The sequence below is a fragment of the Streptomyces sp. 3330 genome, from assembly GCF_031456635.1.
Lineage (GTDB): Bacteria > Actinomycetota > Actinomycetes > Streptomycetales > Streptomycetaceae > Streptomyces.
Genome location: NZ_JAVDVA010000034.1, coordinates 51107 through 66945, shown reverse-complemented (window position 1 = coordinate 66945; position 15839 = coordinate 51107). Strand labels below are relative to the sequence as shown.

19 protein-coding genes and 1 pseudogene are annotated in these 15839 nt (G+C 68.0%); 15 read left to right on the top strand and 5 right to left on the bottom strand.

The features are described from left to right. Positions 1-113: 113 nt before the first annotated feature. The 8 genes from J2X68_RS35950 (at position 114) to J2X68_RS35915 (ending at position 8325) form a co-directional block, all read left to right on the top strand. Positions 114-1109 carry a hypothetical protein gene (locus J2X68_RS35950; protein WP_310436809.1) on the top strand — a complete coding sequence of 332 codons (996 nt, stop codon included), beginning with the start codon at positions 114-116 and terminating at the stop codon, positions 1107-1109. 41 nt (positions 1110-1150) lie between these two features. Beyond that, positions 1151-1339: a hypothetical protein gene (locus J2X68_RS35945; RefSeq protein WP_399041648.1), complete on the top strand. Its 189-nt coding sequence runs from the start codon at positions 1151-1153 to the stop codon at positions 1337-1339. A gap of 1480 nt (positions 1340-2819) precedes the next feature. Continuing rightward, the gene (locus tag J2X68_RS35940; RefSeq protein WP_310436808.1) at positions 2820-3416 is read left to right on the top strand and encodes a hypothetical protein; all 597 of its coding nucleotides are present in this window, start codon (positions 2820-2822) and stop codon (positions 3414-3416) included. A 48-nt stretch (positions 3417-3464) separates the two neighbouring features. Then, positions 3465-3881 (top strand): hypothetical protein, encoded by a 417-nt coding sequence (locus J2X68_RS35935; RefSeq protein ID WP_310436807.1) that lies wholly within the window; start codon positions 3465-3467, stop codon positions 3879-3881. A 298-nt stretch (positions 3882-4179) separates the two neighbouring features. Next, complete coding sequence (gene tap, locus J2X68_RS35930) at positions 4180-6300, top strand: telomere-associated protein Tap (protein WP_310436806.1); 2121 nt, start codon at positions 4180-4182, stop codon at positions 6298-6300. A 3-nt stretch (positions 6301-6303) separates the two neighbouring features. Continuing rightward, the gene (tpg, locus tag J2X68_RS35925; protein WP_310436805.1) at positions 6304-6864 is read left to right on the top strand and encodes a telomere-protecting terminal protein Tpg; all 561 of its coding nucleotides are present in this window, start codon (positions 6304-6306) and stop codon (positions 6862-6864) included. A gap of 278 nt (positions 6865-7142) precedes the next feature. Beyond that, positions 7143-7670 (top strand): hypothetical protein, encoded by a 528-nt coding sequence (locus J2X68_RS35920; protein WP_310436804.1) that lies wholly within the window; start codon positions 7143-7145, stop codon positions 7668-7670. 472 nt (positions 7671-8142) lie between these two features. After that, positions 8143-8325, top strand: a complete 183-nt coding sequence (locus J2X68_RS35915; protein ID WP_310436803.1) for a hypothetical protein — start codon at positions 8143-8145, stop codon at positions 8323-8325. 105 nt (positions 8326-8430) lie between these two features. On the opposite strand, the gene J2X68_RS35910 is transcribed toward J2X68_RS35915, so the two are convergent. After that, on the bottom strand, positions 8431-8754 hold the full coding sequence (locus tag J2X68_RS35910; RefSeq protein WP_310436802.1) for a hypothetical protein: 324 nt from the start codon (positions 8752-8754) through the stop codon (positions 8431-8433). 35 nt (positions 8755-8789) lie between these two features. Continuing rightward, positions 8790-8918, bottom strand: a complete 129-nt coding sequence (locus tag J2X68_RS35905) for a hypothetical protein (protein WP_310436801.1) — start codon at positions 8916-8918, stop codon at positions 8790-8792. 349 nt (positions 8919-9267) lie between these two features. On the opposite strand from J2X68_RS35905, the gene J2X68_RS35900 reads away from it, so the two are divergent. Further along, complete coding sequence (locus J2X68_RS35900; RefSeq protein WP_310436800.1) at positions 9268-9546, top strand: hypothetical protein; 279 nt, start codon at positions 9268-9270, stop codon at positions 9544-9546. A 91-nt stretch (positions 9547-9637) separates the two neighbouring features. On the opposite strand, the gene J2X68_RS35895 is transcribed toward J2X68_RS35900, so the two are convergent. Continuing rightward, the gene (locus J2X68_RS35895; protein ID WP_310436799.1) at positions 9638-9859 is read right to left on the bottom strand and encodes a hypothetical protein; all 222 of its coding nucleotides are present in this window, start codon (positions 9857-9859) and stop codon (positions 9638-9640) included. Positions 9860-10329: 470 nt separating this feature from the next. Here J2X68_RS35895 and J2X68_RS35890 point away from each other — a divergent pair, with 470 nt between their 5' ends. Further along, positions 10330-10587: a TIGR02391 family protein gene (locus J2X68_RS35890; protein ID WP_310436798.1), complete on the top strand. Its 258-nt coding sequence runs from the start codon at positions 10330-10332 to the stop codon at positions 10585-10587. 291 nt (positions 10588-10878) lie between these two features. Further along, a complete protein-coding gene (locus J2X68_RS35885) occupies positions 10879-11280 on the top strand; it encodes a hypothetical protein (RefSeq protein WP_310436797.1) in 402 nt (133 codons plus the stop codon). A gap of 19 nt (positions 11281-11299) precedes the next feature. Here the strand turns inward: J2X68_RS35885 and J2X68_RS35880 are convergent. Then, positions 11300-12110, bottom strand: a protein-coding gene (locus J2X68_RS35880) for an IS5 family transposase (protein WP_399041643.1) whose coding sequence is annotated in 2 segments (ribosomal slippage) — positions 11300-11776 and positions 11778-12110 — 810 coding nt in all. Because the reading frame shifts where the segments join, the coding sequence is not laid out codon by codon here. An 88-nt stretch (positions 12111-12198) separates the two neighbouring features. Between J2X68_RS35880 and J2X68_RS35875 the strand changes: the two genes are divergently transcribed. From J2X68_RS35875 to J2X68_RS35865, 3 genes are all read left to right on the top strand, one after another. Beyond that, positions 12199-12684: a GNAT family N-acetyltransferase gene (locus tag J2X68_RS35875; protein WP_310436795.1), complete on the top strand. Its 486-nt coding sequence runs from the start codon at positions 12199-12201 to the stop codon at positions 12682-12684. An 860-nt stretch (positions 12685-13544) separates the two neighbouring features. Further along, positions 13545-13997, top strand: coding sequence for a MarR family transcriptional regulator (locus tag J2X68_RS35870; RefSeq protein ID WP_310436794.1), 453 nt, complete (start codon positions 13545-13547; stop codon positions 13995-13997). Positions 13998-14014: 17 nt separating this feature from the next. Further along, a complete protein-coding gene (locus J2X68_RS35865) occupies positions 14015-14305 on the top strand; it encodes a replication initiation protein, RepL2 (protein ID WP_310436793.1) in 291 nt (96 codons plus the stop codon). Positions 14306-14426: 121 nt separating this feature from the next. Here J2X68_RS35865 and J2X68_RS35860 read toward each other — a convergent pair whose 3' ends face one another. Then, positions 14427-15644, bottom strand: a complete 1218-nt coding sequence (locus J2X68_RS35860) for an ATP-binding domain-containing protein (protein WP_310436792.1) — start codon at positions 15642-15644, stop codon at positions 14427-14429. On the opposite strand from J2X68_RS35860, the pseudogene J2X68_RS40380 reads away from it, so the two are divergent. Beyond that, positions 15554-15778, top strand: a pseudogene (locus J2X68_RS40380) (RHS repeat-associated core domain-containing protein); the annotation flags it as partial. The gene J2X68_RS35860 and the pseudogene J2X68_RS40380 sit on opposite strands and share 91 nt — an antisense overlap. Positions 15779-15839 lie beyond the last annotated feature (61 nt).

Below are 15839 nucleotides of genomic sequence, written 5' to 3'. Positions count from 1 at the left end.
ACGGTCACCATCCCCATGGGGACTCGTGACCGCAGGGGTGGGGAATTACGCCGACACGAAACCTCGGTTCGTGGGGAAATTCTTGGTCGCCGACACTGACCCGCGACGCCAGCTTGCTCGCGCTCTACACCGGGATGTCATACCAGCAGGCATTCCAGATCGCCGGAGCTACACGGCGCCGCGACCCGCTGATCCCTCGACCCGAGCCCGCCCAGGAGCTCCTGGAACGATGGGTGCTCCGGACCATCGCCTGGCCGACACACGACCCCGTTTACCCGTGGGGCATCGTCTGGGCACGGCCCGAGAAGAAGCACCTGACGCTGCGCATCGACGGGGAAGCCACGGCTGCGGAGTTCGCGCGCGTACTGCCGCCGCGCATCGATGAGGACGGACAGGTGCTCGGCATTCCCGGCGCTCGGATCTCTCAGCCCGACGAACGCGGCATCACCGTCTCGCTCCTGGGGACGCCGGCACGCGTCCGGATCGCGGGCGTCGCCGCCCGTGTGTGGAGGGAGGTGCTGGCGGCCGCTGAGAGGCAGGCCCACGAGAACGAGAATCAGGTCAGTTGCCAGCAGCGGTCGCCGTGGCGTTGGACCGACGAGGAGCAGGCGAGCGCACGCTATTTGGGCGCGTTGTCGGTCGTGTGCTCTCACCGGGCCGAGGACACCGCGTGGCTGGCCAGCGGGGTCTTGCGCCGGGTAGGCCTGTGGCGAACGCTCGGGGTTCCGCTCTCCACCACGTCCTGGACCAACCCGATGAAACCAGGCGAGCAGTGGATCATCGAACACATCCACCACGCAATTCCCGAAGTCGACCGGCACGACACCTTCCTCCGGCTCCTCACCGCACCAGGATGGGGTCTGCCCGTCAAGGTGACCGACACCTGGTGCTCTTGCGAACGGGGCGACGCTGGCTGCCAAGTCACCGTCACCAGTCCTGCGGGCCTGGCCGGTGAGCTTCAACTGCGGTTTTCTCGGCGCACGGACCCGTGCACCTGGCACGACTTCAGTCCCGAAGAGCATCGGGCACGTGAGGGGCTTACCGTCCGCGTGAAGCCCTGGATGTTGAAGGCGGTCAGCACCGCGGCACCTGTTCCCTCGACCCGGTGAGCCGCCCGGCGGGGCCGCCACGCATTACTGTGGAAGTCGTCGTGTGGGACAGCGACTCCACCCTTCCTGCGGCCCGGGCCGCCGATCCTGACCGGATCGGTCAGCACGGCCTCAAGATCGTCAAAGCTGTCGCTGAGGACCTCGCCGTCGAGCGGCAGCCGCTCGGCATACGCATCACCGCCCGTATCGCCCTGGCCGACACGAGGGGCAGCAACACCCGCAGACCGTAGGGGGCAGAGGCGGCGATCGGCTATAAGTCGGGTGACGGCAGGGGGCCCGGGCCGGGCGAGGTTCGGGCCCCTCGTCTGCGTACGCGTTCACGGGGGGTATGCACGCGTCGCACTACCCAACGAGGGTTGTGCAGAGAGGTCACATCACGGGCGTCCGCCCCGATCACGGCCCGCGCCGAGGAGCTCCGGTCTGGGGCGGCCGAGGGTCGCAACCGCTGGCACCGCGACTGGCTCACCCTCACCAGGTCGACGGGCTGAAAAGCCCCCACACTCCGCTGCACCGGTTCCTGGACCGCGAACTGTCCGCCGGCACGAAATCGTTGCGCGACTCCTACCGTGCCCAGCAGAACCGTGCCGCACATGTCCTGCTCCCGCCGCCCGGCGCCGGCACCGAGGGCGGCACCGTCGGCACGGCGATCGACCAGCGGCTGTGCCTGGCCTTCACCGTGGCCGCGCCCGTCGACGACGCTTCCCTGGTCGGGATCGAGTTGTCGGGCGGGATCGGCGGCCCGCGGGGCGCGCCTGCGGTTGCGCGCGGTCGGCAACGAGCTCGCGGCGCGGCTGACCGAGACGGGGCTTTCCAGGTAGACGAGGCGCGGTGCGAGGCTGTGAGCTGTGAGGGCAGCTGGCGTCAAGGCCTGTGGCGTTGTCCCCCTGACAGGCGATCTCGATTGTCAGCGGCGTCGTCGCCTCGACCCGGACCGTGCAGCCCCTGCCGTACCTGCTCCGTTTTGAGCGATCCGGAGTCATCGCTCTTGTCCGCCCTTGATCACCGATGCAGAGAGAGGAGATACCCCGCGGCAGCACGCGGGTGACGGTCTGAAATGCAGATGGCGTGGCTGAGGCAAGGAAGTGGTGCAGGTGGCCTCCGTTCCTGGTTGCCTGTGTGACCCACTGTTCGGGCTGGCTTTCGGTGGCACAGGTCCACGATGGGTTGTTCGGGGCTGTGGGTAGAGACGGGCAGTCTGCCGGTCGCCATGTCGACGGCCCTGCAGTTCGCGGGGTGCGGGTGCTGCTCTTTAAGAAGAGACAGCCGCGCCCATTCGCCTCTGACCTGCATCTTTAGATGGATCATGGTGTCCTGCGGAGCACATTTGAGGCCCGGAAATGTCAACGTGGCGAGCACATTCGGCCCCGAAACTCAAGCTGTGGTTGATCTTTGGCGGCCTGGGGTTGCGCCGGGGAAGTCCGCAGGTCAGGGCGATGCAGCGAGGCGTCGAAAGCTGCGCCTTGCCTGGGATGTCGAGCGGGGAGTGTGCCGCAATCCCGACACAGGAAATCAAGCCTTGCTTGATTAGTGCGGCCGGACGGCACAGAATCTCCATGCCTCGTTGAGTTCCTGAGCCGTCATGCGGGAGGAAGCGTTCCTGGCGGACCCCCGGCGCGCCCCTGCACCAAAACGCCAACACCCCGGAGCCCGCGCCCTCGTGCAATCCCCGACGGAACTTCCGAGGACGTCGGGTTCGACGACCTCCTGCAAGTGCTGGGTAAACAGCTCAGCCAGGCCAACCCGAGCGCCGATCCCCGCGACCGCCGCAAGCTGAAGAACGTCACCTTCGAGTACGAGACCGACCACCGAGCCGTCCACGACATGGCGGGCGACGCCGGCTACAGCCTCGCCTCGAACTGGTTCACGCAGCTATTGGCGCAGTTGGCCGTCGCCAACAGCATCACCAAGTCTCAGCTCTGCGTGTTCCTCTACGTGGCCGGCGGCCAGGAGCGCGGCACCGGAATCGCCGCGTACACCCAACAGGAGATCACCGACGGCCTGAACAAGCTCGCGGCCAAGAAGGGCGGGAAGCGGATCACCCGTTCCACGGTGAACCGCGCAGTCCGGGCCCTGGTCGGCTACAAGTGGGTGGAACAGGCCGGAAACGGCGTGATCCAGCTGAACGTGAAACTGTGGTTCCACGGCAACAGCACCGCCCAGCACACCGTCCTCGATCAGATCGCCGCCCAGCACGATCGCGATCCGGAAGCCTTCCCCAACGCCATCGGACCCGACGTGCACCAGGAAGAGCTGGACCTCGAGTTCACCCAGCAGGGGTACTACAGCAGAGGGAAGCGCACCGGGTGATACACGTCCACCAACTGTCTCGCTGTCGTCGACGAGGAAGGGGTACCGATGGCTGAGGTCCTGTCCCCGGTCGTATCCGAGCGCATCTGGGCACTCCCGATCTCCGGATCCTCGGTGAAGTTCTACAACTACCTGCTCTACCGCTCCGACTTCGGCGGCCACCTGCCCATAAAGCAAAAAGACATGGCCCGCGAGTACAGCGTCACCCCGCAGGCCGTCAGCAACCTCATGGCGCCGCTGTGCGACCTCAACATCGTGCTGCGCCCGAAGAACGAGGACGGCGGCAGGGGCAACTCCTATCGCCTGCACCCCCTCGCGGCCAAGTACGCCAGTCCCGAGGACATGGAGAACTCTTTCCGGCAGGCCATCGCGAGCATCAAGGCCGGCGACCTGCCCAACCTCAAGCTGCCCTCCTACGCCACGGTGCCTCCCGCCGAGGGACGCCCCAACCTGCAGGTGGCCTGACCGCACAAATACAGGGGCCCCGCCGACGTATCGGCGGGGCCCCTGTGCCTGAGTAAAAGGTTGTGACTGCACTATACCCATGTCCTACGGCTGCCATCCCGCCAAGTACGCCTTCCAGGTCACACTCCGCGGGCCCTGGCGCTTCACCGCGATCGCGGAGCCCTCCTTCAGGCCCAGTCGCCAGCCGTAGAAGATCAGCAGCCATGAGCTCGATGCTGCACCTGAATCCGATCTGGCTAAGTGAGGAGATAAATAATTGGGTTAAATTCTGCTAGGGTCTCAGGTTGAGGAGGCGTGCATGGCAACCAGTGAGGAAGAGTTGTTCGCGTCCGTGGACGCGCTGCTCGAGGAGGAGCCGCAGCTCCCGCCCCCTGCGGAGCGTGCGCGGCTGCGTGAAGCCGCGGGCATCACGCAGGCCCGCCTGGCGGCCGCGATGAAGACGTCGACGCAGAGCATCAAGAACTGGGAGAACGGCCGGAGCGAGCCGAAGGAGCCTCGTCTGTCGGCCTACCGGCGGCTGCTGGACGGCTGGGCGGCGAAGCACCCCGCACACGGCCCCGCCCCGGCTGCCGATCCCCACTCAGAGACGGTTCCCAAGACGTCCACCAGCCCGACCGCACCCGCGGCGCCCGCGACGCAGACCGTCGCGTCGGCGGAGGTGACCGCTATGCCGGTCGCACCGGAGAGCCCGGCCGCCCGCCCTGCGACATCGTCCCGTCGCCCGGCCCCGAAGAAGACCGCCGGACCCGCCCTGGACCCGCGGTTCCCGCACGGTCCGCTCGCCGTGCTGGACGGCGACGGCTCCGCCTACGGCGTCGACGGCATCGTGCTCGACTGCCCCGCCCGCACCATCCCCGAATTGGTGGAGTGGACCCTGAAGGAGTCCGGCCTCGGTGCGCCGAAGCTGCACCGCAACGGCAAGGACTCCGACCCGCTGATCATCCTCACCGCCGCGGCCGCCGTGAAGCTCGGACTCCCCGGGCGCCTGGAGGGTCACGAGCAGCGCCGCTCCCTGCGCCTGCCCGCCGACCACCCGGTCGTCAAGCAGGTGGTCAAGGCGAAGTGGCAGCTCACCCAGCGCGGGTTCGGCCCCTGGGCACGGATCTACCGCAAGGCCCAGGGCCGCGACCGGCAGTGCGTACAGCTGGCAGTGCTGTCCTGGGACGCCCTCGATGAGCGGTCCTGGCCCGGTGTTGCGGACATGGAGCCGGCCGACATCGCCCGCGTCCTCGGCGTCTACGCGACCCGGGTCATCACCCCGCGCGGCTCCACCGCCGTCTCGGGCCTGGAGCTGATGACGGCGCTGCGTCCGCCGACCCGGGCGGTGCAGGACCGTGCGACCGGGAACTGGGTGTCCGGCTACAACCCCGGCAGCCTCGGGACGGAGCCGATGGACCCGGCGCCGCCGGAGGCCACCACCGAACACCCGGTTGTCGTCAACTCCGGCTGGAGTGGCGGCTTCCTGAACGAGGAGGCCTACCAGTGGGTGCGCGACGTCGACCTGCTGAGCGATGAGGAGTGCACGCTGCCGTATGCGGTCGGCCTGGACCTCAACACTGCGTTCCTCGCGGCCGCGGCCCGCCTGGTCGTCGGCCTGTCCGCCCCCGACCACTTCCACGCCCCCGCCTTCAATCCAAAGATCCCCGGCTCCTGGCTGGTCGACCTCTCCCACATCGAGCTCGACCCCCGCCTGCCCAGCCCGTTCACCCCGGACGGCACCCGCCCGACAGGGCCGGCCTGGTACCAGACACACACCGTCGCCTACGCCCAGGAACTCGGCTACAACGTCCACCCCCTCGAGGCGTACCTGCGCCGTGAGAGCGGCGCGTACCTGGACCCGTGGCACGACCGCCTCAAGACCGCCTACGTCGACACCCTCGCCGACCTCGGCGTCACCAAAGACCTCGACGACCGGCAGTTCCTCGCGGCGATGGAGCGGCACAAGCAGGCCGACCCGGCGATGGCCGCCGTGCTGGCCGCCATCAAGGCGACGGTGAAGGGCGGCGTCGGCAAGCTGCGCGAGCGCCCGCAGGGCAAGGCCTACCAACAGGGGGAGCGGTGGCCGGCGCTGGAACGCCCGACCTGGCGCCCCGACATCCGCGCCGCGGTCATCAGCAAGGCCCGGGTGAACATGCACCGCAAGCTCGCCAACATGGCCAGGATGACGGGCCTGTTCCCGCTCGCGGTGCTGTCCGACTGCGTCGTCTACCCCTCACCGGGGGAGAGCCCGCTGGACTTCCTCCCCTACGCGGCCTCGGGCAAGCCGCAGCCCGGCGGGTTCCGCCTCGGGCCGACGCCGGGCCTGGCGAAACTGGAGGGTGTCCAGACGATGCTGTGGGCAGTCGACCTGATGGAGCAGAGCCTCAACCCAGCCCGTCACATCAAGGGCGGCGACGCCGTCCTGGACGAAGGGGAGTAGGCCGTGGCGGGAGAGATCGAAGACGCCATCGAGCGCGCCGACCGCGAGTCGTTCACCCAGGAGCCGCCCAGGACGCTGAAGGGCCGGATCGGCTTCCTGATCCGCCAGTTGGGCAGTGCGAAAGCCGTGGCGGCGGAGATCGGGGTCACCGCCGACTCCGTCAACCGCTACCGGCGCGGCGCCCGCAAGCACCCACCGGCCGAGGTCGCATCGAAGGTTGATGAGGCGGTGCGGCAGCGCTGGCAGCCCCGGGTCCGCAAGCGCCGCCGCCGGCAGGCCGCCACCGCCACCGGCGTCACGGTGGAGACGCGGGCCCGCTTCGGCTACACCGCACCCGTCGGCACCACCGACGACGGACGCTTCCGCCGCCTCACCGTCCACCTCCCCCCGGCCTACGCCCAGCGCCTCTTCGACGCCCGCGACCAGGGCGCCGGCGACCAGGAGATGCGCGCGATCATCGCCGAAGGCTTCAAGGACATCTACTTCCAGGACGGCGGCGTGCGCGCACAGGGCCTCAGCGACGTCGAGATCAACGACATCGACTACCTCGACCTGGACTACTGATGACGCCGACGGAAGGCGATCTGCCCATCGCCTCTTGAGCCGAAGCACGGTAGTTGTCACCCAGGCAGGCTGGTTGTCACCGGCGAGGTTCGGCGCGGCTTGGTCCACGAGAACGGGCCCTGATCCATTGCTTATGGTCTTACGCAGCGTAACGACTTCGGGCGAGTGCATTGAGAAGGCACCTGTGTTCAGCACGGCGTAGAGGGCTGGTATCAGGGGGCGGCATCTGCCTGATCGGTTAGGTTCGATCTTCGGGTGGGTCCCATAAGTACGGGAGGATGGCCTTGACGGTCCCGTGGGAGATTGTGATCTCGACTGCGGGCGGTGTTGCCGCCACGGTCGTAGGTGTCTTCGCAGGTGGCGTCGTCGGGCGCCGAGGCCAGAACGAGCAGTGGGTAAGGGACAACCGGACGGCCACGTACGCGACGTTCCTGCGGGAGTTCGTCGCAGTCGAGATCGAACTTCGTACGGCGTTTCTCGCGGACCGGCCTCACCGGCTCGACTGGGCACCGTGGAACGCGGCGCTGGTCGCGCTCAGCCTTGTTGCCACCCGAGAGGTGGCGGCAGCGGCTGCAGAGTTGACCAGCACTGTCGGCCGTTTCGCGGAACTGGTCGCCCGTTCCCCGAAGACACGAGAAGAACTGCGGGAGGCGCAGGAGGCTCTTGCCGCAGGGCAGTTGCGCTTCGTGAACGCGGCCCGCGTCTCGTTGGACGGCTCCCAAGTGCCGCTCGACTGGCAACTCGGAGGACCACCTGCCTGGGCGGAGACCGAACCGTACGCTCCCGACTCGGATGTAACCGCTTGATCCCACCGGCCGCGGGCAGCTGAGCACAAGCATGGCCGGCCCCACGTTGACGCTCAGACGCACCGGGCTGACCTGTCAAGGCTTGCTGTGCAGCCCCAAGCGTTCGGTAGAACACCGGTGACACTCGCCGTGCCTCGCGTGCTGTTGGTGACAAGTGGCGCGCCAATCTGGGGACAACCACTGTGCTTTGCGCGACCCGAGCCGCAGGTCAGTGGGGGCCGACTGTGACAACTACGGTGCTTCGGCACACTCCTCTACGGCTTTTCGTCGCGCGTACCGGGCGGGAGGACCTGCCAGGGGGTGCCGATGAGCGCGCAGCCCGACCAAGCCTCCGCCCCGCCGGCCCCGGCCGCCGCCGCCCAGCTGCGCGCCGACCGCCGCGCCGAAATGTGGGTGCCGGCCTTCGAGCGAGACTGGGCCAAAGCCCTGGAGACTCCCGCCACAGCTACAGCCTCACACCCTGCACGACGTCGTGCGGACCTGGCAGCTGCGCGCCGCCGCGGCCCCGGCCGTCGACACCTACATGGACTCCGGCCGCGACGAGTCCGGCTTCGTGAACCTGGACGACACGCAGGTCACCGCACTGTTTTGCCGGGGTCGGGTCGGCCTGCCGGCATCCCTGTTGTGGGCTGTCTGCCCATGTCCTTTGGCTTGAGTGAAGGAGGAAGGGACGGGCGGGATGGGCGGCGCGGCCGCGGCCGGGGAGCGGGGTGCGCTCAGCCGGTTGCGCGTCGGCCGGGACCGCCGCGCCCGGCCGCCGTCAGTGGGGCGGTGACGTCAGGCGGGAGACGTCGGCGTGGGAGAGGTCGGGGCGGGCACGGTGCAGGCGTGCGGGGTGGCGCCATCGGCCGGCAGCGTCACGGGCGACGTCGACGCCGACTTCCACCACCAGCTCCGGTTCCACCAGCGTGACGGTCAGCGTCTCCCGGCTCCCCCACCCGGCGGAGAACGACCAGCCCGTCCACGGATGACCGCGCCGGGCCGGAGCGAGCAGCCCGGCGACCGCGACGCTCGCCGCCCGGGCGAGAGTGGTGGTGCGGCCGGTGTACTGAAGGCGACCGCCGTCGCACGAGACCCCGGGCATCTGCGGCCCGGGGTCTCTCTGTGCTCTGGGGTGTCCTACCGGATCAACGACCAGCCGGCGGGAGTGTCCACGCCCAGCTCTTGCCGCTCTGCCGGGGACGGGAGCTGCGGTTCCTCCGCAAGCAGCGCGTCGACGGACGCGAACAGCTCTTCCTGACTCGCCATCAGTGGCCCACCTCCAAGCACCCACATCAACTCTTATCCTTGGATTTATCCTTTTCACTTAACCCGTCCGAATCTCTTTCAGGGAGGGCGGTGACGTTTCGCCGAACCACCCGAAGCGGAGTACGCGCGGTCTGCTCGAACAACAGCGAGGGGCGGCGCATCCCCAATGCGCCGCCCCTCGTCGCCTGCCCAGCACCCCCGCCAGAGAGGAGAAACCGGCGTGCATAGCCCATGCGGGCCACCTCAAGGCCCCGCCCACTCCAGCCCGAGAGCCGCGAGAGCGGCTTGTCTGGCTGCCCGGCCTGGCCGGGGGCAGGGCAGCGGCAGGCCGGACGGCGCCGCCGACGGTGTGCCGCGCGCGGAGCTCCGTCCGCGTATCGCTGCGCTGCTCGAAGTCCGGCCGGACGTCACCGCGGCCGACGTCGGTAAGCGGCTGGGCATCCACCCGGGCACGGCTCAGCGGGTGCTGGGGGCGCTGCGGGCGCAGGCCGTCGCCGCGCTCCTCGAGGAAGCGCCGGCCGCGAGCGCGGACGACATCGCCGCCCGGCTGGGCTACACGGCCGCCACGGCGCGCACCGCGCTGGCCGCTGCCCGCGCCGGATCCGGGGAGCCGCTCACGGCCCCGTGAGCGCCAGGGCCAGGGCAGGGTGCTTGTTCACGAGTCCTGGCCCTGGCACGCGTTGTGTGACGCGGGCGCACGTTCAGCGGCGGCCCTGTGCCTAGTAGATGTCGTCGTCGGCGCGTTCATCCGCGGGCGTCCGTCGGAGACGCCACACACCGAAGCCGGCCCCAAGGGCCCCGCCCATGAGAGCTGCCGCTCCTGCCCACACGCCGCCGGGCGAGAGCGCCGCAGCGAGCAAGCTAGCCAACAGGGAGCCAACCAGCAGGTACATGACGACGATGAAACACGCGGCGAGGTAGCGGTTCCTCAGAGGCGTCATGCCACCTTGCATGAGGTCCTCCTGTCCCCTTCGGCTGGTTCCCTTCTCGCATATCCCCGAACGTTCATGACAATCCGGCTCACGGGGTCGCGTCACAGAAGTTGAGCCAGAGCCCCGTCTCCCGTCCAGAGTCAGCATGGGGCCGGGAGCCCGGAGGCTGCCAGGATGGGCGCTGTGAGCACCCCCCGCCGCCTTCTGGGCGGCGGTCCCCAGTCCCGCTCCCTGCCCGCCCCGAAGCCTGCCGAGCGGCCCGGCACCGCCGCGCAGCGCGCCGCCGACCAGCCACCCGCACCCGCGGCCCCTGCCGCCCCCGCGCACCGGCAGGCGCACCCTCGGGCCCGGCTAACCCCCGTCAGCTAAGGGGGAGGCCGGGGCTCACTAGCTGGCAGCCATCCAGCCCTGAGGCGCTTACCGACCTCCGACGGCACCATCCGCATCCGCTACTGGGAACCCGCACCGGGCTGGCCAACATGGACGCCACCAACGTCTACGAGAAGGTCTTCAACGCCAGGAGTCCGGTGCTGACGTGGCCCGGGGACCCGAGCGACCGCACGGTCAGCTCTATGCAGAACGGTCTGTCCAAGTACGCGCCCGGACTCAACATGACCGTCCGTAACACGGCTACTCACGTGGCCTCCGACGAGATGACTGCCCAGCAGGCGCTGGAACGCCTCGCAGCCTTGAGCCTCCTCGCGCACTGGATCGACGAGTGCGAAGGACCAATCTGACCTATCTGTGACACGGCGCGGGGCCAGCGGGCACTCTCTGCAGTGCCCTCCGGCCCCGCTTCCACGCCCATTCCAGTCCGAGTGCGGCGGGCGCTGCTGTCTAGGAGCAGTCTTTGTGATCAGGAGCGGGTGTTCTGACCTGGGCTGGTCAGTTTGGGGTGTAGCTGTGGTCAGACGGTGCTGCTGCTTAGAACTCGTAACACGATCATGCGGCCCAGCCTCAGCAGTTCCGTCATGGTGGAGCGTGGCCCTGGATCGCGGGCGACGGCTTGTGTGGGGAAGAGTGGTTGGATGAGCGTGATGTGGGCGGCGACGTCGCCGGAATCTGGGTTGTTCCATCCGGTTGAGAGACGTTCAGAGGTGGAGGACCTGTCCGACCGCTTCAACGACCTGCGGTCCCGCGGCCAGGGGTACGTGGAGGTTCGGTCGCCGGACAAGGAGTTTCCGGTGCTGATCCTGGCCTTCCGGGGTGATCACGCGGTCGTCCATCTGATGAGTGACGCCGAGCGGATGTCTCTGCTCGCAGGAGACGGCATCGTGCCCTCGGGTGCCGAGGTCGAAGTCCCGATCATGGATGACCTCGCCGTGTTCACGGGCGACTTTGTCCTGGACACCGATCGGGCGTGGAGTCTGGTGTACGGCTTCACCCAGACGCGGGCGGCCGGCTCTCTGGGTGAGTGGTGTGAGTTGTAGCTGAAGGCTCGCGACGCGATCAGGACCAGTGCTTGTTCAGTCGTCTCCAGCAGATGAGGGCGCAGGCCAATGAGACGAAGGCGTCGTGGAGTTCGGTGCGGCGTTCCCAGCGGACGGCCAGGCGCTTGAACTGGTGGAGAAGGGCGAAGGTCTGCTCGACGACGTAGCGGAGTTTGCCCAGGTCCTTGATGTTCGGGGCGCCCTTTCGGGAGATGACAGGCAGGATCCGCCGCTTGCGGAGTTCCTCGCGGTGGGGGTTGGAGTCGTAGCCCTTGTCGCCGAGCAGGGCTTCGGGGCGCTTGCGAGGACTGCCGGGGCGGCCGGCGACGGGCGGGATGCCGTCGATCAGGGCCAGGGTCTGGGTGACGTCGTTGACGTTGGCCGCGGTGGTGATGACCTTGAGCGGGGTGCCGCGGCCGTCGCAGATCAGGTGGTGTTTGCTGCCTGTCTTGCGCCGGTCGACCGGCGACGGACCGGTGTCGGCACCCCCCTTTTTTCGCGCGGATGTGTGAGCCGTCTACGCAGGCTCGTGACCAATCGAGTTCGCCGGCCGCGTTCAGTTCGGCGAGCAGGATGCGGTGCAGCTGGTCGAAGACGCCCGCTCGCTGCCACCGTTCCAGGCGGCGCCAGCAGGTCTGTCCGGAGCCGAACCCCAGCTCAAGCGGCAGGAGTTGCCAGGCTATGTCGTTGTAGAGGACGTAGAGGATGCCCTGCAGACAGCGCCTGTCCGCTACCGGCCGTGGCCCTGGCGACCGCTCGGGCCAGGGCTGCAGCAGCGGCTCGATCAGCGCCCACAAGTCATCGTCCACGATCCACGGCCGAGTGCTCACACCATCACGAACAGCCGAATCACTAGACCGGTCACGCCCGACCAGGACATCTCAACAAGATCGTGTTACGAGCTCTAAGGTGACTTACATGAGTACGCAGCCAAATAAAACGGTCATACGGCGAGCCGAGGAACGAGACCTGCCTGGGCTCGTGGAGTGCAGCGCAGGGCTGTTCGCGGAAGACGGCGGAACCCGCGATCCCGGGGGCATCAACGTCAACTGGCCCCGCGAACACGGTGCAGAACGCTTCCGCCAGAACCTTGAGGTACCTGAGCGCCTGACACTCGTCGCCGACGCTGGAGACCAGATCGTGGGCCACCTGACGGCCGTGCTGTCAGGTGCCTCTCCGATGAAGCCCAGAGCAACAGCCACACTGGTCAGCATGTACGTCAAGCCCGAGTGGCGCCGCGGGCAGATCGGCGCCCGCCTCGTGGCCGGCTTCATGACCTGGGCCAAGGAACAGCAGGCTCAACGCGTTGACGTCACCGCCTATGCGAGCAACCCCCACGCCATCAAGTTCTACGAGCGTCACGGGTTTGCCGCGAAGTCAGTGACCCTGGAAGCCCAGCTGTAACGATCCCCTGCCGGGCAGGACGGCACAGGCCGGGTGTTGAACGCGCAAGGTGTGCCCTTCGTGCCCTGGCGACCGGGGCGGTCTCTGGGCAGGCGCCGGTACGGATTTCCTTTTTACGGACGAAGTGAGGCTCTCGGCGCCTACGGGTCGGTGCATCCTCGGCCCCTGAGGGCCTCCGATGAACCGACGGTGCCCTCAGGTGATCGGGCGGCAACAGCTTGCAGTGGTGGTTTGCAGGACGGCGTGGCTGAGGCCGCGTGGGGGCTGATGGAGGCACACGTGGCGGGTGCTTCGCCGACTGCAGCCGCGTCGTTGCGTGCTTTCGCGGGCTGGCGAGGGTGGGGGAGGACGAGGGATTTTGCCGACCGGTGAGAGGGGTACGGGTGTGACCGCCCGCCAGGGGCGTTCAGCAATGCCACGCGCGACTGCCTTCCCGGGCACGGCGTGCACGGGGTACAGCCGCCGGTGACAGCCTGTCCTACTGCTAAAGAGGGTGCAGGCGCCAATGGCACCCTGACCTGCAGGAACGCCCCTCCTCATCCAGTTCCGGCGATCTGGCACCCAGTTCCCTCCATCGTGCACCCGGTTTCTGAGAGCAGGGCAGGCAGCTCTTGGAGCCCTGGTGCCCATGTCCCGAGAACCGTGACCACGGCTACAGGATCTGACCAGATTGACGTCAGGTTCATGAGCATGTGCTCTGTCCGGGCAGGGAGGTTGCAGGAACGGATCCGTCTCAGGTTGAGCGACACGCCCTGGAGGCAGAGTTGATGAACTCCGTGCTCATGTACGTTAAGTTCATCTGGTCGGCCTGAGGGCCGTGGTTCATGTGCGTCAAGGCAATGCCCAGTACGGAGGGCCCGTTGGGAGCAGTACGCAGACTTGTTGATGCGGACACGGGCGAGGCCATCCCCTATGCGCCCTATGCCTTCTCCGGCGAGCACATCCAGGTTGACAAGGCGAGAGTCGCAGCGATCACCGAGAGCAAGGAATTCACTCCGAGCCAGAAGTTCCTGGTGCTCTGGTGGATCGGGATCTCCCCCCAGGGCATGGCGCCCTTGAGGGCGACCGGCGCGGACATCGCCAAGAAGGTCGGGATGACCGCCGATGCCGTCGGCAAGATCAACCGGAAACTACTCAAGCGTCGCATCCTGATCGAGCGCGGCCGGATCGGCAACTACAGGCTCTACCGGATCAGCCCGTACATTGCCTTTCACGGGACCGGGATCGAGCAGCGGGAAGCGATCAAGACGTGCAACCCGCCGGACATCCCCGGCTTCGACAACACGTCCACTTCGTGGTGGGAGGCCCAGTGAACAACGACGACAAGCGAATGCTCCTGGATATCCTCCACCGCACCGCCGGTATGACCGCCAACCAGCGCCTGGTCGTCATGCTCTACGCGATGCACCCCACCGACCGCGGCGGCGCCGTCGTTGAGACCGGTGCCAACCTCGCCCAACTCGTCGGCATGTCCCCGACCGTGTTCTCGCGCACCCGCCGCCAGGTCGTGGAGGCCGGATGGCTCGAGGAATCCGAGCGGCTGGCGCACATCAGCTACTACCGGCTCAGCGAGAAGAGCACCGGCGAGGACGTCGTCGTCCCTCTGCGCCGCGCAACCTGAACAGTTCCAAGAACCAGAGCTCATGTACGTGAGGTCAATGAGTACCGCTCCCAGGAGCGGTACTCATTGACCTCACGTACATGAGCCGGTCTGCCGGCACCGGCGAATCGCCAGTCCGCGGTCAGCCTTTCTCCGACGGCGTCGAGCGCTGTGGCCGGCGAAGGTGGTCGCGCAGCAGCGCTCGCAGCTGGGGGAGTGGAACCTGAGTGCCCAGAGCATTGAGGAATTCCGGGACGTCCCATGTGATCAGAGCGCCCTGGCGGGACAGGTAGAGGCCCACCCGGTCGATGCCGTACGCGTTGTCGTAGTCGAGCAGCAGGTATCCGGCGAGCTGCTGTACGGCTGAGCGGTTGATCGTGTGGGGGCGGGTGGTGGCCTTGCAGTCGATCAGCAGCCCGCCGACGATGAAGTCCGCAACGGCCCCGCCCAGGTCGGCACTGCCGGTGAACACCGGCCCGCACACCCGCTGGCTGTCCGGCAAGTCCCTGAACGGTGCGAAAGGCCGTTCGGCCAGCTCCATCTGCTCGGAGATGTCCTCCAGCACGTACGCCGGTACCGCCGCGGTCAGGTGATCCACGGTGGTGTGCGCGTCGGCGAGGGCCAGGAGGTTCCGGCGCCGGGAGAAGACGCCGTTGCGGTAGATGGCCTCGTAGAACCCGGCCACGTGACACAGCCGGGACAATTCCTCCTCGCCCAGTGCAGGTCCTCCTTCGAGGTGGTTCTGGAGACGGGCAAGCAGGTGGGTGCCGGCCGTATGCAAGGTCTCACGCACCTCAGGGGCGGGAGCCCCCTCGATCGGGAGCTGGCTGCCGAGTAGCCGGATGCCCGACGCGACCGCGCCTCCAGGGCCGCGGCCGAGGCTGAGCCGGAGGCGGTAGTCGATGGTGTGCCCCAGGGCCGCGTAGTCGGGGCGCCGCTCATCCATGGGCTGCACCGCGGGAGGAAGCCCCCGAGAGCGGTCCAGGTATGCGCCGACCACCCGCTCGGGACGCGGCAGATGCCGGTTCAGAAAGACGGACATCGGCGAGCGCGGGTACTGGAGCTGTCCGGTCAGAGGCAGCGCGGCCAGGGGCACGCCGTCCGGGGTACTGGTCAAAGTTGCGCGCGAGGCATGCCGGATCTGGGCTTCGGCCCACTGGATCCCCGTCGTATCCAGCGCCTCACGAGCCCGCGTCACCGCCACGTAAATCAGACGTGCTTCCGCCGGATGCACTCCACGTGACTCTGCCTCCTCCGCAGGTGGCGTGAATCCGGCCCCGATCCGCACCCGCTTCCACTCGCGGCCCTTGGCCTTGTGCACCGTCGACACCACCACCCGCGCCTGGTCCTCGTCGACCATGCCAACTCGGCGCCCGCCAATACGACCCCACACTCGGCCGCTTCGCCAGCCTCGACCCCCTCTTCGAAGCCATCGACGACCAACAACTCGCCGGCTACAGCTACGCCGCCGGCAACCCCGTCAACAAGAGCGACCCCAGCGGACTTTGCGCGGACTTCGACTGCCCAACCAGGCCAGGACCGGGATACGAGAACG

Bases quoted from the DNA above. Each gene is read 5' to 3' on its own strand.
- J2X68_RS35935 (WP_310436807.1), top strand. From the start codon at position 3,465: ATGGCTGAGGTCCTGTCCCCGGTCGTATCCGAGCGCATCTGGGCACTC.
- tap (WP_310436806.1), top strand. From the start codon at position 4,180: ATGGCAACCAGTGAGGAAGAGTTGTTCGCGTCCGTGGACGCGCTGCTC.
- J2X68_RS35920 (WP_310436804.1), top strand. From the start codon at position 7,143: ATGGCCTTGACGGTCCCGTGGGAGATTGTGATCTCGACTGCGGGCGGT.
- J2X68_RS35910 (WP_310436802.1), bottom strand. From the start codon at position 8,754: ATGCCCGGGGTCTCGTGCGACGGCGGTCGCCTTCAGTACACCGGCCGC.
- J2X68_RS35905 (WP_310436801.1), bottom strand. From the start codon at position 8,918: ATGGCGAGTCAGGAAGAGCTGTTCGCGTCCGTCGACGCGCTGCTTGCG.
- J2X68_RS35895 (WP_310436799.1), bottom strand. From the start codon at position 9,859: ATGACGCCTCTGAGGAACCGCTACCTCGCCGCGTGTTTCATCGTCGTC.
- J2X68_RS35890 (WP_310436798.1), top strand. From the start codon at position 10,330: ATGGACGCCACCAACGTCTACGAGAAGGTCTTCAACGCCAGGAGTCCG.
- J2X68_RS35885 (WP_310436797.1), top strand. From the start codon at position 10,879: ATGAGCGTGATGTGGGCGGCGACGTCGCCGGAATCTGGGTTGTTCCAT.
- J2X68_RS35875 (WP_310436795.1), top strand. From the start codon at position 12,199: ATGAGTACGCAGCCAAATAAAACGGTCATACGGCGAGCCGAGGAACGA.
- J2X68_RS35865 (WP_310436793.1), top strand. From the start codon at position 14,015: ATGCTCCTGGATATCCTCCACCGCACCGCCGGTATGACCGCCAACCAG.
- J2X68_RS35860 (WP_310436792.1), bottom strand. From the start codon at position 15,644: ATGGTCGACGAGGACCAGGCGCGGGTGGTGGTGTCGACGGTGCACAAG.